At 67.7% G+C, this 25,599-nt stretch carries 25 protein-coding genes and 1 tRNA gene; 15 read left to right on the top strand and 11 right to left on the bottom strand.

Going from position 1 to position 25,599, the window contains the following annotated elements; genetic code table 11:
• The first annotated feature begins 189 nt into the window (after positions 1-189).
• Both OG417_RS00935 and OG417_RS00925 read left to right on the top strand, forming a co-directional pair.
• A complete protein-coding gene (locus OG417_RS00935; protein ID WP_329248254.1) occupies positions 190-1,641 on the top strand; it encodes an amidase in 1,452 nt (483 codons plus the stop codon).
• Between the two features lie 788 nt (positions 1,642-2,429).
• Positions 2,430-2,984: a Scr1 family TA system antitoxin-like transcriptional regulator gene (locus tag OG417_RS00925; protein ID WP_329248249.1), complete on the top strand. Its 555-nt coding sequence runs from the start codon at positions 2,430-2,432 to the stop codon at positions 2,982-2,984.
• A gap of 247 nt (positions 2,985-3,231) precedes the next feature.
• On the opposite strand, the gene OG417_RS00920 is transcribed toward OG417_RS00925, so the two are convergent.
• Complete coding sequence (locus OG417_RS00920; protein ID WP_329248246.1) at positions 3,232-3,843, bottom strand: GNAT family N-acetyltransferase; 612 nt, start codon at positions 3,841-3,843, stop codon at positions 3,232-3,234.
• A gap of 494 nt (positions 3,844-4,337) precedes the next feature.
• Here OG417_RS00920 and OG417_RS00915 point away from each other — a divergent pair, with 494 nt between their 5' ends.
• Positions 4,338-4,883, top strand: a complete 546-nt coding sequence (locus OG417_RS00915; RefSeq protein WP_329248243.1) for an SMI1/KNR4 family protein — start codon at positions 4,338-4,340, stop codon at positions 4,881-4,883.
• A 76-nt stretch (positions 4,884-4,959) separates the two neighbouring features.
• Here OG417_RS00915 and OG417_RS00910 read toward each other — a convergent pair whose 3' ends face one another.
• Together OG417_RS00910 and OG417_RS00905 are read right to left on the bottom strand one after the other, a co-directional pair.
• On the bottom strand, positions 4,960-6,039 hold the full coding sequence (locus OG417_RS00910) for a glycosyl hydrolase (RefSeq protein ID WP_329248240.1): 1,080 nt from the start codon (positions 6,037-6,039) through the stop codon (positions 4,960-4,962).
• Positions 6,040-6,305: 266 nt separating this feature from the next.
• Complete coding sequence (locus tag OG417_RS00905) at positions 6,306-7,283, bottom strand: HEAT repeat domain-containing protein (RefSeq protein ID WP_329248237.1); 978 nt, start codon at positions 7,281-7,283, stop codon at positions 6,306-6,308.
• Between the two features lie 345 nt (positions 7,284-7,628).
• Here OG417_RS00905 and OG417_RS00900 point away from each other — a divergent pair, with 345 nt between their 5' ends.
• Positions 7,629-8,060, top strand: coding sequence for a transposase (locus tag OG417_RS00900; protein WP_329262071.1), 432 nt, complete (start codon positions 7,629-7,631; stop codon positions 8,058-8,060).
• A 127-nt stretch (positions 8,061-8,187) separates the two neighbouring features.
• On the opposite strand, the gene OG417_RS00895 is transcribed toward OG417_RS00900, so the two are convergent.
• Together OG417_RS00895 and OG417_RS00890 are read right to left on the bottom strand one after the other, a co-directional pair.
• Positions 8,188-8,667: a hypothetical protein gene (locus tag OG417_RS00895; RefSeq protein ID WP_329248235.1), complete on the bottom strand. Its 480-nt coding sequence runs from the start codon at positions 8,665-8,667 to the stop codon at positions 8,188-8,190.
• A gap of 758 nt (positions 8,668-9,425) precedes the next feature.
• Positions 9,426-9,779, bottom strand: a complete 354-nt coding sequence (locus tag OG417_RS00890) for a hypothetical protein (protein WP_329248232.1) — start codon at positions 9,777-9,779, stop codon at positions 9,426-9,428.
• 255 nt (positions 9,780-10,034) lie between these two features.
• Here OG417_RS00890 and OG417_RS00885 point away from each other — a divergent pair, with 255 nt between their 5' ends.
• The 3 genes from OG417_RS00885 to OG417_RS00875 all read left to right on the top strand — a co-directional run bounded on the left by OG417_RS00885 (position 10,035) and on the right by OG417_RS00875 (position 13,207).
• The gene (locus tag OG417_RS00885) at positions 10,035-10,337 is read left to right on the top strand and encodes a hypothetical protein (RefSeq protein ID WP_329248229.1); all 303 of its coding nucleotides are present in this window, start codon (positions 10,035-10,037) and stop codon (positions 10,335-10,337) included.
• Between the two features lie 525 nt (positions 10,338-10,862).
• Positions 10,863-11,837 (top strand): hypothetical protein, encoded by a 975-nt coding sequence (locus OG417_RS00880; protein ID WP_329248226.1) that lies wholly within the window; start codon positions 10,863-10,865, stop codon positions 11,835-11,837.
• 548 nt (positions 11,838-12,385) lie between these two features.
• Complete coding sequence (locus tag OG417_RS00875) at positions 12,386-13,207, top strand: site-specific integrase (protein WP_329248222.1); 822 nt, start codon at positions 12,386-12,388, stop codon at positions 13,205-13,207.
• A 101-nt stretch (positions 13,208-13,308) separates the two neighbouring features.
• Here the strand turns inward: OG417_RS00875 and OG417_RS00870 are convergent.
• Both OG417_RS00870 and OG417_RS00865 read right to left on the bottom strand, forming a co-directional pair.
• Positions 13,309-13,382 (bottom strand) — tRNA-Pro (locus OG417_RS00870).
• Positions 13,383-13,464: 82 nt separating this feature from the next.
• On the bottom strand, positions 13,465-14,358 hold the full coding sequence (locus tag OG417_RS00865; protein ID WP_329248220.1) for a metallophosphoesterase: 894 nt from the start codon (positions 14,356-14,358) through the stop codon (positions 13,465-13,467).
• Positions 14,359-14,425: 67 nt separating this feature from the next.
• On the opposite strand from OG417_RS00865, the gene OG417_RS00860 reads away from it, so the two are divergent.
• Positions 14,426-14,884, top strand: a complete 459-nt coding sequence (locus OG417_RS00860; RefSeq protein WP_442875648.1) for a GatB/YqeY domain-containing protein — start codon at positions 14,426-14,428, stop codon at positions 14,882-14,884.
• Positions 14,885-14,898: 14 nt separating this feature from the next.
• On the opposite strand, the gene OG417_RS00855 is transcribed toward OG417_RS00860, so the two are convergent.
• The gene (locus OG417_RS00855; protein WP_329248212.1) at positions 14,899-15,309 is read right to left on the bottom strand and encodes a MarR family winged helix-turn-helix transcriptional regulator; all 411 of its coding nucleotides are present in this window, start codon (positions 15,307-15,309) and stop codon (positions 14,899-14,901) included.
• 209 nt (positions 15,310-15,518) lie between these two features.
• Positions 15,519-17,795 carry a penicillin-binding protein gene (locus tag OG417_RS00850; RefSeq protein ID WP_329248208.1) on the bottom strand — a complete coding sequence of 759 codons (2,277 nt, stop codon included), beginning with the start codon at positions 17,793-17,795 and terminating at the stop codon, positions 15,519-15,521.
• 238 nt (positions 17,796-18,033) lie between these two features.
• Here OG417_RS00850 and OG417_RS00845 point away from each other — a divergent pair, with 238 nt between their 5' ends.
• Positions 18,034-18,342, top strand: a complete 309-nt coding sequence (locus OG417_RS00845; RefSeq protein WP_285584468.1) for a WhiB family transcriptional regulator — start codon at positions 18,034-18,036, stop codon at positions 18,340-18,342.
• A gap of 63 nt (positions 18,343-18,405) precedes the next feature.
• Here OG417_RS00845 and OG417_RS00840 read toward each other — a convergent pair whose 3' ends face one another.
• A complete protein-coding gene (locus OG417_RS00840; protein ID WP_329248206.1) occupies positions 18,406-19,545 on the bottom strand; it encodes an ArsA family ATPase in 1,140 nt (379 codons plus the stop codon).
• Positions 19,542-20,537 (bottom strand): ArsA-related P-loop ATPase, encoded by a 996-nt coding sequence (locus tag OG417_RS00835; RefSeq protein ID WP_329248204.1) that lies wholly within the window; start codon positions 20,535-20,537, stop codon positions 19,542-19,544. Before OG417_RS00835 ends, OG417_RS00840 begins: the two co-directional genes overlap by 4 nt.
• A gap of 125 nt (positions 20,538-20,662) precedes the next feature.
• Here OG417_RS00835 and OG417_RS00830 point away from each other — a divergent pair, with 125 nt between their 5' ends.
• The 6 genes from OG417_RS00830 (at position 20,663) to solA (ending at position 25,563) form a co-directional block, all read left to right on the top strand.
• The gene (locus OG417_RS00830) at positions 20,663-21,622 is read left to right on the top strand and encodes a slipin family protein (protein WP_329248201.1); all 960 of its coding nucleotides are present in this window, start codon (positions 20,663-20,665) and stop codon (positions 21,620-21,622) included.
• 301 nt (positions 21,623-21,923) lie between these two features.
• Positions 21,924-22,079, top strand: coding sequence for a hypothetical protein (locus OG417_RS00825; protein WP_285584477.1), 156 nt, complete (start codon positions 21,924-21,926; stop codon positions 22,077-22,079).
• Positions 22,076-22,537: a RidA family protein gene (locus OG417_RS00820; RefSeq protein ID WP_329248198.1), complete on the top strand. Its 462-nt coding sequence runs from the start codon at positions 22,076-22,078 to the stop codon at positions 22,535-22,537. The genes OG417_RS00825 and OG417_RS00820 overlap by 4 nt, the downstream gene beginning before the upstream one ends.
• A gap of 54 nt (positions 22,538-22,591) precedes the next feature.
• The gene (locus OG417_RS00815) at positions 22,592-23,428 is read left to right on the top strand and encodes an NUDIX hydrolase (protein ID WP_329248195.1); all 837 of its coding nucleotides are present in this window, start codon (positions 22,592-22,594) and stop codon (positions 23,426-23,428) included.
• 213 nt (positions 23,429-23,641) lie between these two features.
• Positions 23,642-24,409 (top strand): MBL fold metallo-hydrolase, encoded by a 768-nt coding sequence (locus OG417_RS00810; protein ID WP_329248193.1) that lies wholly within the window; start codon positions 23,642-23,644, stop codon positions 24,407-24,409.
• Positions 24,409-25,563 (top strand): N-methyl-L-tryptophan oxidase, encoded by a 1,155-nt coding sequence (solA, locus tag OG417_RS00805; RefSeq protein ID WP_329248190.1) that lies wholly within the window; start codon positions 24,409-24,411, stop codon positions 25,561-25,563. Before OG417_RS00810 ends, solA begins: the two co-directional genes overlap by 1 nt.
• The last annotated feature ends 36 nt before the right edge of the window (positions 25,564-25,599 follow it).

Raw genomic sequence — 25,599 nt, 5'->3', positions numbered from 1 at the left:
TTGCGCGATGCGGCATTTCATGGCCTGCGCGGGTGGAGTCGGCTCACTGTCGGCGCTGTGACCTGTGCAGAGTCACCTTCTGTGGTGGGCTGATTGCGCTAATTGGTCGGTGGAGGTGGTCCGTTCGACCTTCCTGTTGTGCGAACCGGAGTTTCGTGCCCTCTGTGGCAGGTCGATAGCTTCGCATTCATGGAATGGAGCTTTCTGACGGCCGAAGAACTCGTTGCCGCAATGCGCGCCGGTGCGGTGACCTCGGTGGAACTGACCGACGAGGCGATCGCCCGTATCGAGCGCGACGACGAGGTGATCAACGCGATCTGCGTGCCGGACTTCGACCGGGCGCGGGCCGCCGCACACCGTGCCGACCAGGCACGCGCGCGTGGTGAGGACCGGCCGCTGCTCGGCGTTCCGGTGACGGTCAAGGAGTCGTACAACATCGCCGGGCTGCCCACGACCTGGGGCATGCCGCCGCACCGGAACTATATGCCGGCCGAGGACGCGGTACAGGTGTCGCGACTCAAGGACGCGGGCGCGGTGGTGCTCGGCAAGACCAATGTGCCGTTGGGGCTGCAAGATATCCAGAGCTTCAACGAGATCTACGGCACCACCACCAACCCGTGGGATCGCGGTCGCACGTCGGGCGGATCCTCCGGCGGGTCGGCGGCGGCCCTGGCGTCCGGGTTCGGCGCGCTGTCCATCGGCTCCGACATCGCCGGCTCGCTGCGCACCCCCGCGCATTTCTGCGGCGTCTACGCGCACAAGCCGACGCTCGGACTGGCGGCCAACCGCGGTATGGTCCCGCCGTCCGCGCCGGCATTGCCGGTCGACCTCGACCTCGCCGTCGTCGGTCCGATGGCGCGCGCCGCCCGCGACCTCACGCTCCTGCTCGACGTCATGGCCGGACCGGACCCCCTGACGCTCGGCGTGGCGCACCGTCTGGCACTGCCGCCCGCCCGCCACGAGCGGCTCCGCGACTTCCGGGTCCTGGTCCTCGAGGAGCATCCGCTCATTCCGACCGGGTCCGCCGTACGGGCGGGCCTGAACCGGGTGGCCGACGCGCTCGTCGACGGCGGTGCCCGCGTCGAACGGCACAGTCCGCTGCTGCCCGATCTGACCGAAGCCGCGACGCTCTACATGCAGTTGCTGATTTCGGGCTCTGTCGCGCGTTTTCCCATTGAGTCGCAGGAGCGGCTGCGGACCCGCGTCGCCGGGCTGAGCGCGGACGACCAGAGTCTTGACACCGTGCGGCTGCGCGCCATGCTGTTCAGCCACGGCGACTGGATGGAGGCGAACAACCGCCGCGAGGTCCACCGCCACGGCTGGCGGCAACTGTTCGCCGAGTTCGACGCCGTGGTGTGCCCGATCACGCCGACGCCCGCGTTCCCGCACGACCACAACCCCAATCCGTTGGAACGACGCATCGACATCGACGGCGCCGAGTACCCGTACTTCGACCAGCTCGTCTGGGCCGGCCTGGCCACCATGCCCGGCCTGCCCGCCACCGCCATACCCACGGGCTTGTCCCCCGAGGGCCTGCCGGTCGGAGTGCAGCTCATCGGTCCGATGTTCGAGGACCGCACCCCGCTGCGGCTGGCCGAACTGCTCGAGCAGAAGACCGGCGGCTTCCAGGCGCCGAAGTAGGGGGTACTGGCCGGCTGGCCGGGATATGGCAAGATCTCCCACGAGAAGACCCTTAAGGCGCTCAAGCGGCTTGCCGACAAAACGATTCGCAGGCGTTGCCGTACTTCGCTGCTGTACGGACACCAAAAAGCCCCCTTCCATGATGGAAGGTTTCAAGGGGTCGTTGCAACGCGAGTGATCAACTGGCTGTTGCCAGGAGCTTAGCGAGACGCTCGGCTGGGGTTTGCCAGCCGAGCGTTTTGCGTGGCCGGCCGTTGAGGCGGGCGGTGATCGCGGCGAGGTGTTCGGCGCTATGCACGGACAGGTCGCGAACGCGGCGTCGGCATCGGGCAGGTCGACGATGTGCACGCTGCCGGTCGCCCCGTCGCCGTCGGGCGTCAGCGTGGGACCGCGAGCGATCATTCTGTCGGCGTATCCGTCCATGAACGCCCAGTGCTCTTCGGCCATCTCAACGCAGATCCCCGACATCCGGCTTGTCACGGCAGTAGAAGAAGTACTCCACTCCGCCTGACTACCACAGCGTCGATCAACTTTGCCATGCCCGTGCTGCAACCCGTACCCATCGAGTTATTTCGACAGTGCGTGGCCTGCTTCTTCATCCACCGCCAGGTTGCGGTTCGCTTCCCCACCTGGACTGTTACTGAGTAGACCGAGACATGTAGTCCATTCCCGCCTCGTAGGGAGCGTTCAAAGGAGAAAAATTGAGCGGAATGGTGAACTAATCTAAGTATCGCCTACGGCAAGTGTACCGAAATGCGAGTGGCAGCCCCCGATCGATAAAGGACGACATGATTCATCAAAACCTGACCCCTCGACAACAGGTCGAGGCTCGGGCCGCGTACGCCCAAGTCTTCGACCCTGTGGACATCCCGCCACTGCTGTGGACGCCCAATTATGCGCGAGAAACCCTGCTCGCCAGAAGGTTCGCTGCTGAGGACAACGACGCGTTGGTCGACGAACTGCTGCGCGCTCAACAGCCGCTTCTCTCCGGCCGGACCACCTACGAATTCATTTTCACCAAGGGTGCACTGCCTCCCCCTACCACTGCCACCAATCGCGCTCTACTCGGCCACATCCTGTCCCTCGAAGACCGGTCCACGATCATGGTCATTAACGACTGCTGCCCCGAACTTCGAATTGCAGAGACCGCCTTCGCGATCTATCGCGATCTCGACGGAGAAACCGACATGGACACCGCGGCCGTGGGCGTCACCACCTCACATGCCGACCTCGCCATCACCTCACCCCGACAAGTCGCCCAGTACTCAAAACTATTCAACGACATCAGCTTGCACGCCGAAAATATCGGAGGGTATCTCGACACCCAGCTGGCAAATACCTAGAGATCCGGCAGTGGGCTGGTCAGGCCAAAACACTCAAGGGCGACCTTGATGAAGGTCATCTTGCAGGGTTCCGGGTCGCCCGTGGGCCCGCATGTGGTCGTCGGCGACCGCCGCTGGCAGCGTGGGCGCAAGCATGTGGGGGACGATCGGGCGTACACCCGGCGCATCGTGTTGATCTCGTTGACGATGACGCGGCCCGGCGGGCCCGTGGCGGCGAGTGCCGTCGGGTGCACGCCCCGATCAGGACTCACGCCGCTCCCTCTGCAGACCCTTGCACCAGAGCGCCCTGCGGCGGGCTGGGTACGTCGTCCACTCTCGCCGTGCGGTCGGTGGCGAGGTAGAGGGTGTCCACTCCGGGGAGCCGGTCGTCCTCGAGGCGGAGGATGGTGGTGAATCCGAGGCGGTCGATGACTCCAAGGTGGTCTGTGTTGGTTGACCAGGTACGCAAAACCACCCACGGGGGCATCGATGCCGGGAGGTCGAAGAGTTTCTGGTAGAGGGCACGCGCGATGCCGCAGCGCCGGTGGCGGTGTCGTACGGCGATGGTGCTCACGTACAGGCAGGGGCAGAGGTCGGCGTAACGTCGGTCCTGGTGGTCCCTGCGGAAAGACAGGAAGCCGGCGACATGGCCCTCGTGCCGGGACAAGATAAGCTCCTGTTGGAGCATCTCCTTCAGGTAGCCGCCGGAGGCGGCGGCCTCTGTGCCGCGCTCGCTCAGATCGGACTGGGTGGTGCCCTCACGCGAAGTGAGCGGGGGGACGAAGTCGCCGGCGACTTCCGCGAACATGTCCGCCAGCGCGCGGAGTTCGCCGGTGGGAATCGCTCCTGGCCGGTACCACCGGGTGCTGATCGTGCTCACGCCACTTCTCCGTCGCGCAGGCGCCCGGGCCGGTTCGCTCAGAAGCGTCGGCGCTGTCGCCGCTGATGTGTCTCGCGAACATTCATGAGCCGGCAAGATCAATGTCGGCGCTAACGACTGTCCGTCGGTTTCTCCCGCCGCCAAGCGCCGAGGGGTAGATGCTTCCGGGCAATAAGCGCTCGTCTGGCCCTGGGAACACGCAAGAACAAGTCAGCCCGCCGATGGTGCTCACCGTCGACTGGGACGAGGACGAGCAGCCATCCGCGGTGCTGTGCAGGGAGGTCGACCACCGCAGACCGCGAGGCCGCCGTGGTGACTCTCACCCACCGCGGCTTCGATGAAAGCGAGTTGCCACGCGAAAGCCGCCGCACGAGGCCACCCAGACCGGGTGGAGGTGTTGGCGCGTGGCCGCGGGCGTGACTGATCAGGCACAGGCCCCGTTTCGGGGTCACAGCATTCACACTGTGGTATCCGACTGATTCGAGGACTGTAGATTGAACCCGGCACTCGCCCGCCTCACCCAGTTGCTGCCGCCCTCGGATATGCCTTCCAGGGACTGGGGCGCTGTCGAGCAGCAGTTGGGTACGCCCCTGCCTGACGACTACAAGGAACTGGTCGACACCTATGGTGGTGGCGTCTTCGATGAGAGTGTCTGGCTCCTTGAACCAGGATGCCCGCGCCCGCGCTACGACCTGATCGCAATGGACGCCGAGTGCCGCGAGTCGCTGCAACTCCTGTGGGACCGTGGCGAGCCTCGGCCCGCTGTGCTGGAACAGGAAGGGGTTCGCCTCATTCCGTGGGCTTATGAGGACGAGGGTGGTGAGGTCCTCTATCTGCTGGCCACGCCGAGCAGCAGCCCAGAGATCTGGCCCGTCCTCATTAACGAGGGACGCGGTCCCGAGTGGGAGCGGCACCCCGGCCCCTGTACCTCCTTCCTTCTGTCACTGCTCACGGGAGAGATCGAGTCGGAATACTTCCCTGACCTGCCACTCGACCAGCACCTGTTTGAAACGAACGAGGAGATCTTCGCCAACGACTGATCCACCTCATCTGGCTCTTCCCTGTGCTTTGAAACCAGCGAGCGGAACAGCGAGCGACGCGGCTGGGGCGGCCGCCTCAGTGCCGTACGTTGAATTGCGGCATCTTGCCGAGCGCCTGGAATGCCTTCAGCGCCGTAGGTGTGGCGGCGATGCTCGTGTTGCCTGCGTCCGGCATGTTCACCGCGTGCGTCGTCTCGTAGTAGGACAATGCCTTGATGCGCGGGAAGCGCGGGAACTGCTTGGCGACGCTCTGGAAGAACGTGGCCTTACGCTCGGGGTTTCCCGGTGTCTCCAGCACCGCCCACTCCGACAGCATCAGCGGTTTGTCCGGGAAGTGGCGCTGGGAGTAGTCGTAAAAGCCGGGGACACCGTGTTTCTGCTGCGGGGCAGCGACCTTGTTCACCAGGTCGGCGAAGTCCGTGATGTTCGACTTCGCGAACGGGTCGTAGCCGACCCAGTCGACGTAGCGCTTGCCCGGGTACAGGTCCTTGAACCAGGGTTGGCTCATGTGGCCGGTGTAGCCCATGAAGACCACGGTGAACAGGATGTTCCGCGCCCCTTTCGCTCGGAACCTCGTCACGACGTGCCGGAACATCGCTCTGTAGTCCGCAGCGGTGTAGCCGGGCTTCGCCTTGGCCTTGACCTCTTCTTCAGGCTCGTGGTGGATGACCAGCCAGAACTTGTCCGTGAAGTGCGTCTTGAGGTAAGCGGCCTCGCCGGCGATCTGCTTATCCACGGCGCCGTCGGCGACCTGCCGCCACGTCTTGCCGACGTCAGGCTTCCAGTTGAGGACGAGCATCCGGTGCGCGCCCGGCTCACGGGCGAGCGCGATCTCGCTCGGCGTGGGGAAGAGCTCGGATCCCGAGTGGTAGCCGTGGTAGATGTCCACGGACCGGCCGATCTGATGCTCGAAGTCGTGCACGGAGGCGGTTGGGTCCTGCCGGGCGCCGATCACGGGGGTGACTCCCCACCATGCGCCGCAAGAGGGGACGAGCTGGGCGGAGACGGTGCATTTCGCCGAACCGGCAGAGGCGCCCCCGCTGCGTACGGGCAGCGGCGGGCCGTCGTCGCCGCGGGCCGCGCATCCCACAAGCGACGCCGCCACCGCCGCGGCCAGAGCGCCACGCCCTATTCCCCCAAGCCTGGATCCGTCCATGGCAGCGCAATATAGCCACCGCCATTCGTGCAGAACGTGATGTAACGGGCATTTAAGACTCGCTGTTGACATAGTGTTGGTGTAGTGCTGGAACCATTCGCTCCCCGAACCCGGCGCCCGCCACCAGTCCGCCCGAGAGCAGCCCTTACACTTCTACACCTCCGTAAGTGCCGAAGGCACCCATCGAGTTGATCTCACGCTTCGTCGGGCACACGACCATGGACGAGACAGACGGTCTACCATCATGGGCTGGCAGGCCCTCGAGGTCACTGGGCGGCGAACCATGGGTATGCATCCGGGTTGAGTATCTGGTCCAGGCAATGCCGTAGCCCGTCACCCCTGTACTCGACGTTGCGCATCCACGGTACCGACGCCAAGAGGCGGGCGAGGTCGTCGGTGACGATGGTGTCCAGGACAGCCCGCAGATCGTCTGGTACTGGGCCGTCGACCAGACATAGCCACGCCAGCGCGGCGCTTGCCCTCACCTCGACGGGTTGCTCGGGATTGGACCACCACGTGCGAGCCTGCTTGACGACGCGCTCGTCGTGGTGATCCCAGGCCAGTTGGCCGATCCCCAGTACCAAACCCGCCCGCACCGCGCGATCGGGCTCCGCGCGAAGCCGCTCGTGCAGGGCGGCAGTGATGTGCTCGACCTTGCCGGAAGCAGCGGCCAACGCGTAACAGGCCGCCTGGCGAATCTCCGGATCGGGCTCGTCGAGCAATGGCAGCAAAAGGTGCGCATCGGCGGCGACGGGCTCGCGCGCCGCCTGCACCGACCAGTTCTGCAGATAGCCGCTGGAATCGTACGCCAGTCCATCGTCGGCGGTCCGCAGTAGGCCCGCACGCGTCCCGTCACCATAGTGCTCGCGGCGCGCCACCTCGGCTACCAGCAGCAGCACCTGCGCTCGGTTGTGCGTTGATGGGTCGGCGGCGATACGCAGCAGGAATGGCACGGCCAGAGCCCCCGGCGCGGACGTCTGGCCCTGGTGGCAGACGCTGCCCCACAGCAGGCCCAGCGCCCGGTCCGCGGTTTTGGGCTCGCGGGAGCGAAGGCCCTCAAGGCGGTCGGGAACATCGATACCGGGTCCGTAGGCGTGGTGGAACCGCTGCCACGGCACTGAGTCGTACCAGAAGCGTTCTTTCACCTCGCGCGGCATGTGAGCCACCACCGTCCGTACATCGAAATCGGTTCCCTGGTGGTGCTCCGGCCCGCCATCCTCGTACAGCGCGGGACCATCCGCCATCTCACGACCCTCCGTATGCCTTTCCCCAACGCCATAGCTCATCCGGTAAGTGCCGCAACGACATGGCCACCACCTGGCCGGCTACGCAGCTGGCACCCGCACCCCGCGATTCAGGCCGCATCCACGGCAACCTGTACCGGCCACGACGTTACAACCGCGCCCTGAACCGGGTCTTCTACATATGCGCGCTGGCCAGTATCCACTTCAACACGCCGACACCACCCGAGACTGGCTTCTCAACCACGCTGTTACAGAAGCATTTACCGTTGGTCAAGGGCGCCGACACGGTCGGGCGGTCCACCCCGGGGGTTATGACGCGGGTAAGAAGGTCAACGGCAGCGTTTCATCGTTACCGACACGATGGGCTTGCTGATCACGGTGATGGTGTGCGCCGCGAGCGTCCAGGACCGTGACGGGGCCAAGAGCGCGTTGCTGGGAACGTGCCTGTCTGCTCGCCGTTGCCGCCTGGTCTTCGCCGACGGCGATTTCGCGGGCCGGCTGGTCGAATGGGCGACTCGCGTGCTCGGGATCCTGGTAGAGGTCGTTCGCAAACCCGGAGAACAGAAGGGCTTTTCCGTGCTGCCACGGCGGTGGGCGGTCGAACGGACCCTGGCCTGGGTCATTGCCCACCGCCGTCTGGCCCGCGACTACGAACGTCTGCCCGCCCATTCCGAAGCCATGATCCGCTGGGCGGCCATCAGTACCATGGCCCGCCGCCTCGCCCGCGGCCGACCCGCCAGCCGCCCCGGTCGCCGACCCCTCGAATACGCCCCCTGAGAACGCTTCTCCTACACGCTCTAAGAAGGCACCAACAACGGTCGGCCATCAGCCGACCGCCGCTGGTCCACGCCGCGCGAGCGGTGCGCTCCATCGCGGCAACGGCCAGGCGGCGGGATACGGTGCCTTAGTCCTCGACCACAAGGAGCCACGGATCGGGCTTATGGTCCTTGTGCGGACTGCAACTGGCCCAGGTGTAGCCGTGGCGCAGGTAATATTCTGCTGCACCCTTGCACTGCGTTTTCGTCGGGTACCAAGCCGACACCTTCTCCGACGCGGATTTGAGTGAGGAGTGCGGACTGGCTGATGCAGTCCCAGCGGCCAAGCTGAGAGTGGCGGCGGTCACGCCTGCCATGACCGCCAAGCTAGCAACTCGTGTTCGCGCCATGTAGCCCTCCTGAGGAATCGTAACTGTGGCAATACGGACAGTCCGGCGCTGTTCCTGAACCGCACGTTGCCTGGTGGAACGCTCGACTGGTCCCTGCTGCACGGTCTGATACGCCTGAGCGGCGATGGTGAAGAGAAGGAATCCGAATCCGGCTGGCTCTGTGGGCTCCGGGAGCGGCTCTCCTAAGGCCGTGATCCGCTGGACGGCAATCAGCACCATGACCCGCCGCCTCGCGCGCGGCCACCCCGCCACCCGCACCAGCCGACGCCCGTGAATTATGGCCAAAAGTGGATCTAGGCCATTTTTGGCTCTCTTTATTCTTGAGTCTGCTTTGCGATATGATTGCGCATTAATAGAAGCGTTAGCCGTTTGATCGAGTTCGCTGGTAACAGTGACTCGCTGGTGTCGTTGATGTACACGCTCTACGGCCCCCTTAGCCCTGCACGCGGCGCAAGTGCAATGAAGCCGACTTCGATCGCGTCGACCAGGTGCGTTCACGTGGGGATCGTGGGTGCAGTCGATGGCGATTGATGTCGCCTACTTCCCAAGCTGGTAGTGGCGCCGCCGGCTTCTTCGGGTGTGGCCGCGTCGCAGATGGTGCAAGGATCGTGTCGTCCCGACAACAGGTGCTCCAGGGTGCCCGAGGCCCTCGCGGCCGAACCGGTGGGAGTAGGAGGCGGCTCACGGGGCGGTCGCATGCGTGGCGCGCGATCGGCGTCCTGGGTAGGCCCCACCGGACCTGGCGGTCGCAGGTCGCCACTGCACGGGATGATGCACCGTGTCAGTGCCCAACGGCACGGTCGCTGCCCAGGTCAGCGGAGTAGTGTAGCCAAGATCACCGGCCCTCTGCAGATCCTCGCAGCCCCTCCACCGTCAGCCGGGAGATCCGCCGCAACCACTCACACGTATGCGGCAACCAGCGGGCCTGCCGTCCACGCGCTGCCCAGGCCTCGCACCGACGTGGGAACGGAGGGCCGTCAGCCAGTGCGTCCCTCATCCTTGATGTAGCGGATGGTCTTGGTGTCGAGCTTCTTGTGGCCCTTTGCGTGTCCTTTGACGTTCGTTGTGTGCTCCGCGATGCTGCCGCGGTGCACGTAGCTGATCTTCAGCCTGTGCGTGGTGGAGCACCGGTTGTGCCAGTACACCGTCCGGCTCGTGATCGTGACGCCCTTTCCGTAGGACCAGGCGAAGCAGCCACTGACGCCGCGGTGGACGGACGACGCCGATGCCGAGGCGGTACCGATGCCGACACCGAGACCGGCGATCGCGACGCAAGATGCGGCGACGACAGCGGCACGGGTACGCAGGCCCCTATGAGAACGCGTGGACAATGAAAAACTCCTCTCGCGCAAGACGACACCATCAGGCGCTTCTTCATGAAGCCCCCTGTGCGGTGAGTGCAGTGAATGACTGTCCGGTTCCCCCCGCGAACCGCAAATGTCGCGCGGCCTTACCGCCCTATTCCGGACTCCGAAGGCGTCGCCGCGACCAGCGCCGCACCGCAGATCCGCCAACTCGTGACCGGCGTCGCGCAATGGCTCACCGGCGCCTGACCACCCGCACCCGACCGAAGGAGGGGATGGCTAGTGCCCAACACCTCACGCAACACCCGGCTTGATCTGCAGGAGGAACCCACTCGAAACGACGCCGCGAGACAGATCGTCGCCGGATTCGCCACCACGCTCCCGACGCGCACCAACTACTGGCGGACCATCGACACCGCCCTCGCCGACATCACCGATCTGGCCAACACCCTTGCACGGACCCACCTCGACTACGCAGACCTGCTCGCCGCGGCACGTGCCACGCTCGGCGCCCACCTCGACGGCGAAGACGACCCGCTGTCCTATCTCCGCGACGAACTACAAGCGCAAAGGGCCGACCGATGAAGGCCCGTCAGATGCGACGCCAGGCCCGGAGGATGAGCCGCAACGGCATCCAGCCGATGATGCTCATCACCTCCGACGACCAGCTACCCGACATGATCGGCGTACTGATCGGCCGCTGGTTGTGGCGTTACGCTCCGAACTCGCCTCCGTCCACGCCGCCTACCACACCGCACTCGCCGGCTGGCTCCTACACAGGACGCATCCTGGATGGTGGCCTGGCATTCTCGCGACCACGATGGTCAGCGCAGCCCTGCTCGTACACCTCGGTCCCCGACTCGGTCTGACGCGCCCCATCGAGCGTCTCTACGCCGCAGCCGTGACAACCGGGGTCGGCGCGTGGCCGGCAGTCGCGACGGCAAACGGCCAAGGACACCGGCCGCTGCCGCAATTCCTCCTCTTCGGTGGGACGCTGCTGTCCGTGCCGTGGTGGGCACACCGCCGCAGACGCGCACGCGTCCGCGTCGAACGCACGCTCGCCGCCTGGCCGCAGGTCGCCGACGCCTCGGCCTCAACGGCTCTCATGTGATGTCCGCTGTCGTAGACGCCTGGGGCTGGACTGCTCGCATCGCGCTACGCCGAGGGCACACCGTCGCCGACGCTCTCGGCAGGCTGGCCGCGATCGAATCAGCCCTCGGCACCCGCCCCGGAGCTATCGAAGCCGACCGGAACCGCGCCGACCACTTCCTCATGCGGGTACTGCACACCGATCCACATTCGCGCCCGGTGCCCTGGAAAGCACCCGAGGTCCGCTCGATCACTCAGCCGATCCCACTGGGTGTCTTCGAGGACGCCACCACCGCGACCGTGCTGCTGCTGCGTCGTAACGCGTTCGTCGGTGGCGTGGTGGGATCGGGCAAGTCCGGTGTCCTCAACGTCATCATCGCGGCACTCGTCGCCTGTGAGGACATGGTCGTGTGGGGGATCGACCTCAAAGGCGGCTACGCCCCTGGGCGCCATCTCTGGGCCGCCTGGCGACCACGCCGGAACAGGCCGTCAACGTCCTCAAGGAAGCCGTCACCGAACTGGACCGCCGAGCCACCGAGTCCAGCCACGCCGGCTGCACGCGTCTGGGAACCGACCAAGAGCCGGCCGGCCCTGGTGATCGTCATCGACGAGTACGCCGAACTCCCCGACGCCGCCACCGCCTACACCGACTCGATCGCCCGCAGAGGACGAGCCGTCGCCGTCAACCTCCTGGCGGCCACACAACGCCCCACGCAGAAGGCCATGGGCCACGGCGCTGCCCGCTCCCAGATGGACGTACGCATCTCACTGCGCGTACGAGAACGACGCGACGTCGACCTCATCCTCGGCCAGGGCATGTACAACGCCGGCTGGCACGCCCACACCCTCGACGCGCCCGGCAAGTTCCTCATCTCCGCACCCGAACACCCGACACCGAAACGCGCACGTGCCTACCTCATCGAAGACGGCGATGTGACGACTACGGCTCGCCGGCACGCCGCGCAACGGCCCGTGCTCACGCGCGTCTGCACCTAAGGCGGCATGAGACGAGACATGAGACAGCCCGGAAGCAGCACACCGCGTGACCGCGACGAGAGGAGGTGAGGCACCTGCAGGCGTACACGGTCGAGCAAGTCGCGGAGATCCTCCACGTCGGTCGTGACAAAGACGAGTAGCGACTCCGCACCGACAGCCCTGGTCACCACGATCCCGGTGGTACGCCTCGACCGCGCGCCAGGGCGCGCACGACCAACGTCGAGCACCCGAGAGGAGGGATCGAATGAAGATCATCATCGGGAAGTACGAAGCGACCATCTACCCGGAGAACGGAGGTTGGACCGGAGCCATCTCCCTCGGCTTCGGGCCGGACGGGAAACGCACCCGAATCAAGAGGAAGGGGAAGACGAAGACAGCCGTCAAGGAGAAGCTGGTCAAGGCCGTGGCCGACCTCGACGCCGGCATCAAGACGGCGGAGGACTACACCGTCGCGGACGCCGTCAACGACTGGCTCTCGAAAGGGCTCAAGGGCCGTAATCCGAAGACGGTCACGACCAACCGCATTCTCGCCGACCAGCGCGGACGACGTGGAAGAGTGGCTCGACGGCCTCACCGAGAAGCTGGCGACCCGGAGCCTGCAAGGCGTCCACTCCATTCTGAAGCGGGCCATCCGACAGGCTCAGGCCCGCGACAAGGTCATCAGGAACGTGGCCGAACTGGTCACGACCCCGAAGGGAAGGGAGGGACGACCCAGCAAGGCCCTGACGCTCGATCAGGCCACGGCCGTACTGGAGAAGGCGAAGACGTCACGGCTCCACGCGTATGTCGTCCTCAGCCTCATGACCGGCATCCGTACCGAGGAGGCACGGGCCCTTCGGTGGGATCACGTCGTGGCAGGGGCGGACGGCCAATGGCGACCCGTCACCAAGGCAGGCTTCGACCACGACAGGTTCGCCATCTACGTGTGGCGGTCGGTACGCGCCGGTGGCGACACGAAGACGGAGAAGTCACGCCGGACGCTGGAGCTCCCGCAGGAAGCCATAGACGCGCTCAGAGAGCACCGCAAGCGCCAGGCGACCGAACGCCTCGCCGCTGGCGACCTGTGGCAGAGCGACAACCTTGTGTTCTGCTCGCCGACCGGTAACGCACTCGACGCCGCGAACGTACGAAGAGCGTCCCGGCTCATCACCAAGAAGGCGGGGATCGGCGAGGACTGGACGCCGAGAGAACTCCGTCACTCCTTCGTGAGCATCATGAGTGACAGCGGCGTCTCCATCGAGACGATCGCCGATCTCTGTGGCCACGCGGGAACCGCGGTGACCGAGGAGGTCTACCGGCACCAGCTCAAGCCGGTGATCACCAAGGGCGCCGAGACCATCAACGCCGTATTCAAGAAGCAGTCCGCCTGAGGGTGAGTGGCTCCCCTTTTGGCTCCCCACGACCTCTAAAAAGATCAAATGGGATCCCGGAGATATCTCCAGAACCCCATCTGAACTGCCTCAACCTAGCGTCGGGGTGGCGGGATTTGAACCCACGACCTCTTCGTCCCGAACGAAGCGCGCTACCAAGCTGCGCTACACCCCGGTGGTCACAGGTCGTCTTTCAACGCCTGCGCCGGAACTACTCTAGCGGACGTTCACCCCTGCCCGCGCCCCGGTGTCGGTGATCATGCCGGGACCAATGTGAGCAGGGAGGCCTCCGGGGGGCAGCAGAAGCGCACCGGGGCGTACGGTGACGTGCCCAGGCCCGCCGACACGTGGAGCCAGGTGCCCGCGTGGCGGTGCAGGCCCTTGACGCGCGGGCGGTCGATGCCGCAGTTCGTCACCAGGGCTCCGTAGAACGGGACGCACAGCTGCCCGCCGTGCGTGTGGCCCGCCAGCAGCAGCTGGTAGCCGTCCGCGGCGAAGCGGTCGAGGTTGCGAGGCTCCGGGGAGTGCATGACGCCGATGCTCAGCGCGCCCTGGGACACCGGGCCGGCGATCTCGTCGTAGCGGTCCTTGCCGATGTGGGAGTCGTTGATGCCGCCGAACTGCACCTCCAGGTCGCCGACCTTGAGGCTGCCCACGTGGTTGTTGAGGTCGAGCCAGCCGGCCGCGGTCAGGGCGGCGCCCAGCTCCTTGTACGGCAGGTCGGGCACGGTGCGGCGTTTGGCGTAGTCGGCGCGGCTCGTACGCCACAGGTAGCGGGCCGGGTTCTTCGGCACCGGGGAGTACATGTCGTTCGATCCGTACACGAACACGCCGGGGCGGTCGAGCAGCGGGCCGAGCAGCGACAGGAACGGGCCGATGGCGTCCGGGTGGGAGATCGAGTCTCCGGTGTTGACGACGAGATCCGGCTCCAGGGAGTCCAGCGCGGCGACCCAGTTGATGAGGCGGCGACGGCCCGGGGTCAGGTGCGTGTCCGAGATGTGCAGGATCTTGACAGGCCGCTGGCCGGGGGCGAGCACGGGCACGTCGAAGCGGCGCAGGCGGAACCAGTTGCGTTCGATGACGGACGCGTAGCCGATGCCGGCGACACCAAGACCCAGAGCCCCGAGGGGGACGGCGTATCTCTTGAGCACACACCCATCGTGCCAGACGGGCCACGCCGGATTATTGGAAAGCGCAGGCCCTCGACGGCACGGTTAGATGTTGACCATGTTGAAGGAGAAGCTCCAGGCCGACCTTTCGGTCGCGATGAAGGCACGTGACGAGGTTCGCACCCGTACGCTCCGCATGGCGTTGACGGCCCTCACCAACGAGGAGGTGTCGGGCAAGCAGGCGCGTGAGCTGTCCGACGACGAGGTCGTCAAGGTGCTGCAGCGTGAGGCGAAGAAGCGCCGTGAGGCGGCCGAGGCGTTCGACGGCGCGGGCCGTACGGAGCAGGCGGAGGCCGAGCGCGCGGAGGGCGTCGTGCTCGAGGAGTACCTGCCCGCGCAGCTGTCCGACGAGGAGCTGACCGCGCTCGTCGCCGACGCGATCGCCGAGACGGGCGCGGCCGGGCCGCGGGCGATGGGTCAGGTGATGAAGGCCGTCACGCCGAAGGTCGCCGGCCGGGCCGACGGCCGTCGTGTGTCCGGTGAGGTCAAGCGCCAGCTCGCGGAATGACTCAGCGGGATGCCTCATCCGAACGCGTCGATGAAACGCGTCAGCAGGCGGGCGAAGTCGGCGCGGTCGGCCGGTGACCAGTCGGCCATCGCCGCCGCGAACTTCGCGCGGCGGTGGTCGTGGACCCGCTCGGACAGGTCACGGCCCGCCTGCGTACGGACGAGGAGCGTACGCCGGCCGTCGGCCTGGTCGGCCTCACGCCGGATGAGCCCCGCCTCCACGGCCGCCGCGACCAGCTTGCTGGCGCGGGGCTGGTCGACGCTCAGCGCGGCCGCGACCTCCGAGACGCCGATCGGCGTCCTCTCGTGCTCGGCGTGCTCGACGGCGTCGAGCACGCCGAAGGTCGCGTCGTTGACCTGCGCTTCGCCGGCAAGGCTCCGCCGCGTCATCCGCCGGCGGAGGAGGACCATGGCCCGCTCGACCATCTCGACGGGCTCATCGAGTCCGCCTTCGACCGTACGCTGGCAGGGCCGCGCTGCCTTCGGTCGCCCTCATCACGGCGGCACGAGACAGATCCCTTGGCCGGCGGTGGCCCGCCTCGAACGCCCCATGCGGGCGGCGAGGAGTCGCTCGCCTCACGGCGAGGATCCACCAACGTCATCCCGTAACCCGGGCGACGTTAGTGGACACCGCACTAGTTGAACGGCCAGATGCCGCCGCCGCCCCGCTTTCCCTTGCTCGGCCTGTTGTGCGGGCCGTTGCCGTTGCTGACGAAGATGACGACCGAGGTGTCCTTGTCGGCCTTCACGCCGGCGCTCGGCGAGGTGTAGGCGACCGTGCCCTTGCGCTGGTTCGAGTCGATGGCGCGCGGCGAGACCTGCACGCTGAAGCCGGCCGCCTCGATCTGGCGGGTCGCCTCCTGGACCGACAGGCCGCGGACGTTCGGGATGCGTGCCTGGCCCAGGTCGCTGAAGCTGCCGACGGATGTGTGGAACGACGAGGGCTTGGTGCCCTGGAGCGCGCCCCGCATCGACGCCCGCCAGATCGGGCCGACGTTCGAGCCGTAGACGCCGGGGCTCGGGTTGCCGAACGGCGCGGCGGGGTCGCCGTACCAGACGACCGCGGACAGGTCGGGCGTGTAGCCCGCGAACAGCGCGCACGAGTGGGCTTCACAGGTGCCGGTCTTGCCCGCGGCGGGACGGCCGATGGCCATGCCGCGGCCGGTGCCGTTGGTGATCACGCCCTGCAGGATGCGGGTGACCTCGTCGGCGACGCTGGAGTCGACCGCCTTGCTGCACTTGGACTTGGGGACGTTGATCTTCTTGCCGGTGGAGTCGGTGACGTCGGTGATGGCGATCGGCGTGCAGTACTGGCCGCGGGCGGCGAAGCCGGCGTAGGCGGCGGCCATGTGCGTGACGTCGATGTTGTTGGTGCCCAGCACCTGGGAGGGCACCTGCTGCAGCGGCTGGCCGTTCGCCTGCTTCATGCCGAAGTTGCCGGCCATCTTCGACGCCTCGCACAGCCCGACGCGCTGTTCGAGGTAGGCGTAGAAGGTGTTGATCGACTCCCACGTGCCGGTGTTGAGATTGGCCGACTTCTGCTTGGAGGTCTCGGCGTTGCTGAGCGTCCAGGGCTCGAAGTGGTTGCCCTTGCAGTCGGTGTAGCCGCTGACGGTGGTGCTGTTGGGTGCCGGGAGGGTGGTGCCGACGCTGTAGCCCTTGTCGAGGGCGGCGGCGAGGGTGAAGATCTTGAAGGTCGAGCCGGCCGAGTAGCCGCCGTTGCCGCCGTGGGCGTAGTCGGCGGCGAGGTTGAGGGTGGTCTGGCCCTTCTTCTTGCTGTCGCCGTAGGTCTTGCTGACCACCATCGCCTTGATCTCACCGGTGCCGGGCTTGACCATGGCCTCGGTCGCGGTCTTGCTGTGACTCGGCCGCAAGGCCAGTGCCTTTTGCGCGGCCTTTTGTGCCTTCATGTCCAGCGTCGTGCGGATCGTCAATCCGCCGCGGTACAGCAGCCGTTCGCGGTCGGCCGCGGTCTTGCCGAACGCGGGGTTGCCCAGGATCTCGTCCTTGACGTACTCGCAGAAGAACGGCGCCTTGCTGTCCACGCAGTCGGCCTTGGGCTTCTTGATGTGCAGCGTGATCGGCGTGGCCGCCGCCGCGTCCGCCTGCGCCTTGGTGATCATCTTCAGCTGCGCCATCCGGTACAGCACCGTGTTCCGCCGGTCCGTGGCGCCCTTCTGGTTGATCTCCGGGTCATAGAAGTACGGGCTGTTGGTCACCCCGGCCAGCAACGCCGCCTCCGGCAACGTCAGCTGCGAGGCGTCCTTGCTGAAGTAGTACTGGGCGGCGGCCTGCACCCCGTACGCGCCCGAACCGAAGTAGGCGATGTTGAGATAGCCCTCGAGGATCTGCTGCTTGGTCAGCTGCTTTTCGACGTTGACCGCGTACCGCAACTCGCGGAGCTTCCGCCCGAAGTTGGGGGCTTTCGCGGCCTGGGCCTCCTTGTCGTTCTTGGCGTTCTCGACCAGGAGGTTCTTGACGTACTGCTGGGTCAGGGTCGAGCCGCCCTGCTTGATCCCGCCGTCCTGCGCGTTGGTGACGAGCGCGCGGAAGGAGCCCTTGAAGTCGAGCGGGCCGTGATCGTAGAACCGGTCGTCCTCGATGGCGACGACGGCCTTCTGCATGATCGGGGCGATCTGGTTGAGGCTCACCGACTCGCGGTTGTGCTCATAGAACACCGCGAGGACCTCACCGTCGGCGGAGTACACCGTGCTCCGCTCCGGCGGAGGCGAGAGACTGAAGTCATCCGGCATGTTCTGGAAGCTGTCCGACGCGTCCCGCGCCGCCATTCCCACACTGCCCACGCCCGGCAGCGCCAGCAGGCCGACCAGCACTCCCGCGAAGGCAGCCGCGCCCAGTAGTCGCAGCAGCTTGACGATCACACGCTCTCGATCTTCCCTCGCACCCGTCACGCCCCATAGGTTACGCGGGACGAGACGTACATTTGGCACAGGTCACCGCAGACGGATGACTAGTTCGTTGCCGTCGGATGGCCCGGAGGGGCTATTTCGAGAATGGGCCCATCGGGGACTGTTGAATCCTCCCGTCGTTCCGTAAGTTCTTCCCCACGGCTTTCGTATGGCGGCCTGACGTCCGCGCCCGTCCGGCCTGGGCTCGCAACGACAACCGACCAAGGGGAGTGGGGCCAAGATGTGGATCACTGATTGGACCGCCCGCGCCGCCTGCCGTAACGCGGATCCCGACGCGTTGTTCGTGCAGGGCGCCGCTCAGAACCGGGCGAAGCTGATCTGCCGTGGCTGCCCAGTGCGCACCGAGTGTCTCGCGGACGCCCTCGACAACCGCATCGAGTTCGGTGTGTGGGGCGGCATGACTGAGCGCGAGCGCCGTGCGCTGCTGCGTCGGCGTCCCGACGTTACGTCGTGGCGTGAGCTGCTCGAGACCGCCAAGGAGCAGTACGAGCGGTCTCAGGACCCAGAAGAAGAGCTCGTCGCGAGCTGATTCATCGTCCGGCCTGGCCGCCACGAGGGCGGTCGGGCCATCGTCATGCCGCGAGGGCCATCGTCATGCCGCGGGCTCGGTGGCCTCACCGGCGAGGTCACTGCCGATGGCGCGCAGACCCTCCAGGTCGTGGACATCCTCGGCCATGGCGCCGACGGTCGCGACCGGCACGCTCGGGTGCGACGAGATGAAGCTCTCCCGCAGCCGCGTCTCCCGCGCGGTGATGTGCATGCGTTCGGCGTGCAGCCGCAGCAGTGACGCGGTGAGCCGGTGACTTCCGCGCGCCTCCAGCGTCTCGGCGGCGGCCTGGCTGCGCACGGCCGACAGGTGTGAGGCGTCCGAGCGGTGCACGCGGTTGACCACCAGACCGGCCATCGGCATGTGCTCCTCGGCGAGCCGCTCCACGAAGTACGACGCCTCGCGCAGCGCGTCGGGTTCGGGCGCGGCCACGACGAGGAACGCTGTGCCCGGTGCCTGAAGCAGCCTGTAGGTCTGCTCGGCCCGCTCGCGAAAGCCGCCGAACATCGTGTCGAAGGCCAGCACGAACGTCTGCATGTCGCGGATCAGCTGACCGCCGAGCACCTTCGTGATGACGCTGGTGAACATGCCGAACCCGGCGGTCACCACCTTCATCCCGAACCGCCCGCCCGCCTTGGCCGGCGCCATCAGCAGCTTGATGAGCCGTCCGTCGAGGAACCGGCCCATGCGCTCGGGCGCGTCGAGGAAGTCCAGCGCCGAGCGTGACGGCGGCGTGTCCACGACGATGAGGTCCCAGTCGCCGGAGCGGTGCAGCTGGCCGAGCTTCTCCATCGCCATGTACTCCTGCGTGCCGGACAGGCTCGAGGACAGCGACTGGTAGAAGGGGTTGGCCAGGATCTGCTGCGCGCGTTCGGGATCGGAGTGCGCCTCGACGATCTCGTCGAAGGTGCGCTTCATGTCGAGCATCATCGCGTGCAGGTCGCCCTCGGCGCCCTCGACCGGGCGCGGAGTGTTGTCCAGCTCGGTCAGCCCGAGCGCCTGCGCGAGCCGCCGCGCCGGGTCGACGGTCAGCACGACGACGTCACGGCCGCGCTCGGCCGCGCGTACGCCGACGGCCGCCGCGGTCGTGGTCTTGCCCACGCCGCCGGACCCGCAGCACACGATGATCTTCGTGTCGGGATCGTCGATGAGGGTGTCGATGTCGAACACCGGAGGGACCTTCACGCCGCCCCCTGCCTTCTGAGCTCCTCGGCGAGTTCGTACAGCCCGGCCAGGTCCATGCCGTCGCTGAGGTGCGGCAGCTCGTACTGCGGCACGTCGGCGTCGGTGAGCCGGGCCATCTCGCGTCCTTGCAAGGTCGTGCGCCGCGCGTGGTCGGCGGCCTCGGCGGCGAGCGCCTGGGCGATCTCCGCGGCGTCATCCTCCACGCCGGCCGCCTTGACGCCCATGCGGATGGTCTCGAGGTCCAGTTCGTCGGTGAGGGCGGCGGCGAGGTCGGCCTCGGGCAGCATCGGCGGCCGGACCATGTTGATCATCAGGCCGCCGACGGGCAGGCCGATCTGGCGCAGGTCGGCGATGCCGTCGACCGTCTCCTGGACGGGCATCTCCTCCAGGAGCGTGACGAAGTGGACGGCGGTCTCGGGGCTGCGGATGACCTTCATCACGGTGTCGGCGTGATGCCGGATCGGTCCGACCTTGGCGAGCCCGGCGACCTCGGCGTTGACGTTGAGGAAGCGGCTGATGCGGCCGGTCGGCGGAGCGTCCATCACGACGGCGTCGTAGATGAAGTGGCCCTTTTTGTCCTTGCGGCGTACGGCCTCGCTGGCCTTGCCGGTGAGCAGGACGTCACGCAGGCCGGGCGCGATCGTCGTGGCGAAGTCGACGAGGCCCAGGCGGGTGAGCGCCTTGCCGGCCCGGCGCAGGTTGTAGAACATCTCCAGGTACTCGAGCATCGCCTCTTCGGGGTCGACCGCCAGGGCGTACACATCGCCGCCCTCGGGCGCGATCGCCACCTTGCGCTCTTCGTACGGCAGCGGCGGGCAGTCGAACAACTGGGCGATGCCCTGGCGCCCCTCGACCTCGATGAGCAGGACCTTACGGCCTCCGGCGGCCAGGGCCAGCGCGAGCGAGGCGGCGATCGTCGTCTTCCCGGTGCCGCCCTTGCCGGTGACCACGTGCAGGCGCACGCCGTCCCAATCGGTGTCTCTCGCCCTCACTCTTGCGAGGTTATCGTCCGGTTCGAGGCCGGTTCCCGGCGAGTGCAAGTGACGTCTGACACGCCTCCCACGTGAAGGGCTAGTGTCGGACATAGAGGGAAGTGGCCGTCAGAAAGGTGAGCCTCGTGGCTGAAGCGGCGATCATTCTCCTGTGCGTCCTCGCATTCTTCGTATTGCTCATCGTCGTCTCGTCCGTCAAGGTCGTGCAGCAGGTCGAGCGTGGCGTGGTGTTCCGTCTCGGCCAGGTGCAGCCGCACTTCCGTGCGCCCGGGCTGACCTTGATCTTTCCCGCGATCGACCGGATGACCAAGGTCAATATGCAGACGGTCGCCATGGGTGTGCCCGCTCAGGAGGGGATCACACAGGACAACGTCAGCGTGCGCGTGGACGCGGTGGTCTACTTCCGGGTGATCGACCCGGTCAAGGCCATCGTCAACGTGCAGAACTACAACTGGGCGGTCTCCCAGGTCGCGCAGACGTCTCTCCGGTCCGTCATCGGCCAGGCGGACATGCAGCAACTCCTGTCCGACCGAGAAACGATCAATGTCGAGCTGCAGCGGATCATGGACCAGGCCACCGAGGCTCCCTGGGGGATCAAGGTCCAGCGAGTCGAGATCAAGGACGTCTCCCTGCCGGAGGGCATGAAGCGCTCGATGGCCCGTCAGGCCGAGGCCGAGCGGGAGCGGCGGGCGCGCATCATCACCGCCGACGGTGAGTTCCAGGCGTCCAAGCGTCTCGCCGCCGCGGCCGAGGTCATGGCCCAGGACCCGGCGTCCCTCCAGCTCCGCCTGTTGCAGACCGTCGTCGAGGTCGCGGCCGAGAAAAACAGCACCCTGGTCATGCCCTTCCCCGTCGAACTGCTGCGGTTCTTCGACCGGGCGGTCGGCGGCGGCGAGCCGGAGCGCACCGAGGGCCACCGGCCCGACCTGGCCGAACGCCTGGCCAAGGCCGAGGAGGACCTCGCCAAGGCCGACGAGCCCACGTCCATCGGCTCGGCCGATGACGTTCCGCCCGTGCCGGGCCTGGAGGCTGAGGCGCCCATTCACCACCCGGGGATCGAGTCGCCGAAGCAGCCTCCGCAGTAGGGCACCGGCAATACTCACGAGTACGCGCGATTATCGGGCGGCTCAAGGCGTTGGGCTGGGCCCTGGCCGGCAGCACTACCCGGACGTCGCCGACTGGACGCTCGGCGAGCCGGCGGTGTGGGCGGACGTCGGACCGCCGGCCACGCAGGCCGTGGAGGCGCTGCGGGCACTCGGCCGCGAGTCCCCGGCGGAGCTGCGGTTCAGAACGTTCCGCAACGGGCCGACAAGGACCCCGACTACCTCGGACCGGAGCCGGGCCTGCGGCCGGAGTGACGCCGCCGGGACGGTTAGAGTGCCGCTCATGACACGCTACGAATACGCGACCGTGCCGCTGCTGGTGCACGCGACGAAGCAGATCCTCGACAACTGGGGCGACGACGGCTGGGAGCTCGTCACCGTCATTCCCGGCCCCAACCCCGAGAACCTCGTCGCCTACCTGAAGCGGGAGAAGGCGTGAGTACGCCCGAGGAGAGGATCGCCGAGCTCGGTCTTGAGCTTCCCGAGGTCGCCACGCCGCTGGCGTCGTACGTGCCGACGGCGCGCTCGGGCGCGTTCGTCTACACCTCCGGGCAGCTGCCGATCGTCAAGGGCGAGCTGACCGCCACCGGCAAGGTGGGCGCCGAGATCGACCTCGAACGCGCCGCCGAGCTGGCCAAGGTCTGCGCGCTCAACGCCATCGCCGCCGTACGGGCCGAGGTGGGCGAGCTGTCGCGCGTACGGCGCATCGTCAAGGTCGTCGGTTTCGTGGCCAGCGCGCCGGACTTCTACGGCCAGCCGCAGGTGATCAACGGAGCGAGCGACCTGCTCGGCGAGGTGTTCGGCGACGCCGGACGGCACGCCCGCAGCGCGGTCGGCGTCGCGGTACTGCCGCGGAACGCCCCGGTAGAGGTAGAGCTGATCGCCGAAGTCGAATAGCGTTCGGCCGGTACACCCCTGTCGGCAGGGGACCGTCCTGAGCGAGGAGGCGCCTTGGCGGACTCACCCGGCTTCCGGCTGCCCGATGGCCTGGCCGAACGCGCACGAGACATCAGCGAGGGCAGGGTGGAGGCGGTGACGCCGCGCGACGCCTCCACCGTGATCCTCCTCCGCGACTCCCCGGCCGGGCTCCTCGTCTACCTGCTGCGACGGGTGTCGTCGATGAAGTTCGCGCCGGGCGCCTACGTCTTCCCCGGAGGCTCGGTCGACCGGCGCGACGGCGACGTCACGATCGGCTGGGCCGGGCCGTCCCCGACCGAGTGGGGCGCCGCCTTCGGCGCCGACGAGACGATCGCCCGCGAGCTGGTCTGCGCCGCCGTACGCGAGACCTTCGAGGAGTCGGGTGTGCTGCTGGCCGGTCCGGCCGAGGACGCCATCGTGCCCGACACCAGCGCCGACGACTGGGAGGCCGACCGGGAGGCGCTGCTGGACCGGTCGTCGTCGCTGGCCGAGCTGCTCGCCCGGCGCGGCCTCGTCCTCCGCGGCGACCTGCTGCGCCCGTGGGCGCACTGGATCACCCCAAAGGTCGAAAAACGCCGCTACGACACGAGGTTCTTCGTCGCCGCGCTTCCGGAGGGCCAGCACACCCGCGACGTCAGCACCGAGTCCGACCGGGTCCTGTGGATCCGGCCGGGCGACGCGGCGGAAGCCGCCCGGCGGGGTGACATGCCGATGCTCCCGCCGACGCTGGTGACGCTGACCGAGCTGGCCGCGTACGACTCCGTGGCCGCCGTGCTGGCGGCGCGCCGCACGATCCAGCCCCGAGTACCCTCCGCCCGCGTCATCGACGGCGGTGTGTATCTCGTCATGCCTGAGGGGGTCAGCCTGTGAGCGCGGAGCGAGTGAGGAGGGCGAGCGACCAATGAGCACGGAGCGACCCCGACGCAGCGAGCGGAGTGGGCGGTGCCGCGGAGCAAGTCGCCCGCGGAGCGAGTGAGGAGGGCGAGCGACCAATGAGCACGGAGCGACCCCGACGCAGCGAGCGGAGTGGGCGGTGCCGCGGAGCAAGTCGCCCGCGGAGCGAGTGAGGAGGGCGAGCGACCAATGAGCATCGACGGGATGGGGACCGAGCGGACGCTCTGCGTGCTGGCGCCGAACCCTTCCGAGATGACCCTGGACGGCACCAACACGTGGGTGCTGCGTGAGCCGGGTGCCGCGCGGTCCCTCGTCATCGACCCGGGGCCGGAGGACGCGGGGCACCTGCGCCGGGTCGCCGAGCTGGCGGGCCCGGTGGCGCTCGTGCTGCTCACGCACGGCCATCCGGACCACGCCGAGGGCGCCCGTACGTTCGCGTCGATGGTGGGCGGGGTGCCCGTACGCGCGCTGGACCCCGCACTGCGGCTCGGTGAGGAGGGCCTGGCCGAGGGCGACGTGGTGGAGCTGGACGGCCTGGAGCTGCGGGTCATGCAGACGCCGGGGCACACGCCGGACTCGCTGACGTTCTGGCTGCCCGCCGACCAGGCGGTGCTGACCGGCGACACCGTCCTGGGCCGGGGCACGACGGTGGTGCATCGCCTGGGCGACTACCTGACCTCCCTGGACCGCCTGCGCGCGATGGCCGAGGGCACGCGGGTGATCCTGCCGGGTCACGGGCCGAAGCTCGACGACCCGGTGGGCGCGCTGGACTACTACATCGCCCACCGCCGCGAACGCCTCCAGCAGGTCGAGGACGCCCTCGCCGCCGGCGCCCGTACGGCCCGGGAGGTGGTGGAACGCGTGTACGTCGACGTGGACCGCTCCCTGTGGCCGGTCGCCGAGTCATCGGTGGCGGCGCAGCTGGAGTACCTCGCCGAACGCGGGATCTCACCCTGATGGAGACGCTGCGCAAGGACGTCGTCGTGGTCGGGCTGGGGGCGTTCGGCTCGGCGGCGCTGTGGCGGCTGGCGTACCGGGGCGTCGACGTCGCCGGCGTCGAACGCCAGGCCATCGGCCACCACCTGGGCTCCTCGCACGGTCAGACCCGGTTGTTCCGCGTCGCGTGCCAGGAGCATCCCGGGCTGCCGCCGATCGCGCTGAAGACTCTTGAGCTGTGGACGTCGCTGGGCGAACAGATCGGAGAGACGCTCGTACGCCAGACGGGTTGCCTCAGCACCGGCGCGCCGGACAGCGGGCCGGTACGCGGCTCGCTGGAGGCCGCGGCGGCAGCCGGGGTGCCCGTGTCGTCCCTGAGCCATGAGGAGCTGGTCGCGCGGCAGCCACAGTACGCGGGCCTCGCGCCCGGTGACGTCGCCGTGTGGGACCCGGGCGCGGGGGTCTGTTACCCCGAGCGGAGCGTACGGGCTCACGTCGCCGCCGCGCGACGGCTGGGTGCCGACGTCTACCCGCACACGATGGTCACCGGGATCGAGGCCGACGACGACGGCGTCACCGTACGGACGCCGACGGTGGCCTTCCGCGCCGCACAGGTGGTCGTGGCGGCCGGCGCTTGGCTGGGCACGCTCGTGCCCGGCCTGCCGCTCCGGCCGCGGCGCACGCCGCTGTACTGGTTCGCGCCGCGCGACCCGGCGTCGCAGGACTTCACCCTCGCGCGCTTTCCCGCGTTCATCTGGCGTCGGGAGAACGGCGACGGGCTGTGGGGCCACGGCTCCGACGAGGACTTCGGCGTCAAGGTCGGCCTGGACCGCGACGAGCCGCACGAGGTCGTCGACCCGGAAGAGCTCGACCGGTACATCCACCCGGCCCGCGACCTGGACGAGCTGTCCGCCGCCGTCGCGACGGCGTTCCCGGGGCTGGACCCACGGCCGGCGAAGGTCATCCCGTGCATGGTCACGGACTCGGCCGACGGCCAGTTCGTGGTCGGGCGGCCTCCCGGACGGTCCCGTCTCGTCGTGGCGGGCGGGGACAGCGGGCACGGCTTCAAGCACGCGGCCGGTGTCGGTGAGCTGCTCGCCCAGCTGGTGACCGGCGAGGACCCGTACTGCGCGGTGGATTTCCTCGACCCGGCACGGTTCGCGGCCGAGCCGTAGTCCGGACTTTTCCGGTCAGGGCGGTAAAGGTGGGCG

The sequence above is a fragment of the Actinoallomurus sp. NBC_01490 genome, assembly GCF_036227085.1.
Taxonomy (GTDB): Bacteria; Actinomycetota; Actinomycetes; order Streptosporangiales; family Streptosporangiaceae; genus Actinoallomurus; species Actinoallomurus oryzae.
Note: the sequence above shows the minus strand (reverse complement) of the source record. Positions and strands in the feature narration are given on the sequence as shown.

Bases quoted from the DNA above. Each gene is read 5' to 3' on its own strand.
- OG417_RS00935 (WP_329248254.1), top strand. From the start codon at position 190: ATGGAATGGAGCTTTCTGACGGCCGAAGAACTCGTTGCCGCAATGCGC.
- OG417_RS00925 (WP_329248249.1), top strand. From the start codon at position 2,430: ATGATTCATCAAAACCTGACCCCTCGACAACAGGTCGAGGCTCGGGCC.
- OG417_RS00910 (WP_329248240.1), bottom strand. From the start codon at position 6,039: ATGGACGGATCCAGGCTTGGGGGAATAGGGCGTGGCGCTCTGGCCGCG.
- OG417_RS00905 (WP_329248237.1), bottom strand. From the start codon at position 7,283: ATGGCGGATGGTCCCGCGCTGTACGAGGATGGCGGGCCGGAGCACCAC.
- OG417_RS00895 (WP_329248235.1), bottom strand. From the start codon at position 8,667: ATGGTGCTGATTGCCGTCCAGCGGATCACGGCCTTAGGAGAGCCGCTC.
- OG417_RS00880 (WP_329248226.1), top strand. From the start codon at position 10,863: ATGTCCGCTGTCGTAGACGCCTGGGGCTGGACTGCTCGCATCGCGCTA.
- OG417_RS00860 (WP_442875648.1), top strand. From the start codon at position 14,426: ATGTTGACCATGTTGAAGGAGAAGCTCCAGGCCGACCTTTCGGTCGCG.
- OG417_RS00855 (WP_329248212.1), bottom strand. From the start codon at position 15,309: ATGGTCGAGCGGGCCATGGTCCTCCTCCGCCGGCGGATGACGCGGCGG.
- OG417_RS00845 (WP_285584468.1), top strand. From the start codon at position 18,034: ATGTGGATCACTGATTGGACCGCCCGCGCCGCCTGCCGTAACGCGGAT.
- OG417_RS00825 (WP_285584477.1), top strand. From the start codon at position 21,924: ATGACACGCTACGAATACGCGACCGTGCCGCTGCTGGTGCACGCGACG.
- OG417_RS00810 (WP_329248193.1), top strand. From the start codon at position 23,642: ATGAGCATCGACGGGATGGGGACCGAGCGGACGCTCTGCGTGCTGGCG.
- solA (WP_329248190.1), top strand. From the start codon at position 24,409: ATGGAGACGCTGCGCAAGGACGTCGTCGTGGTCGGGCTGGGGGCGTTC.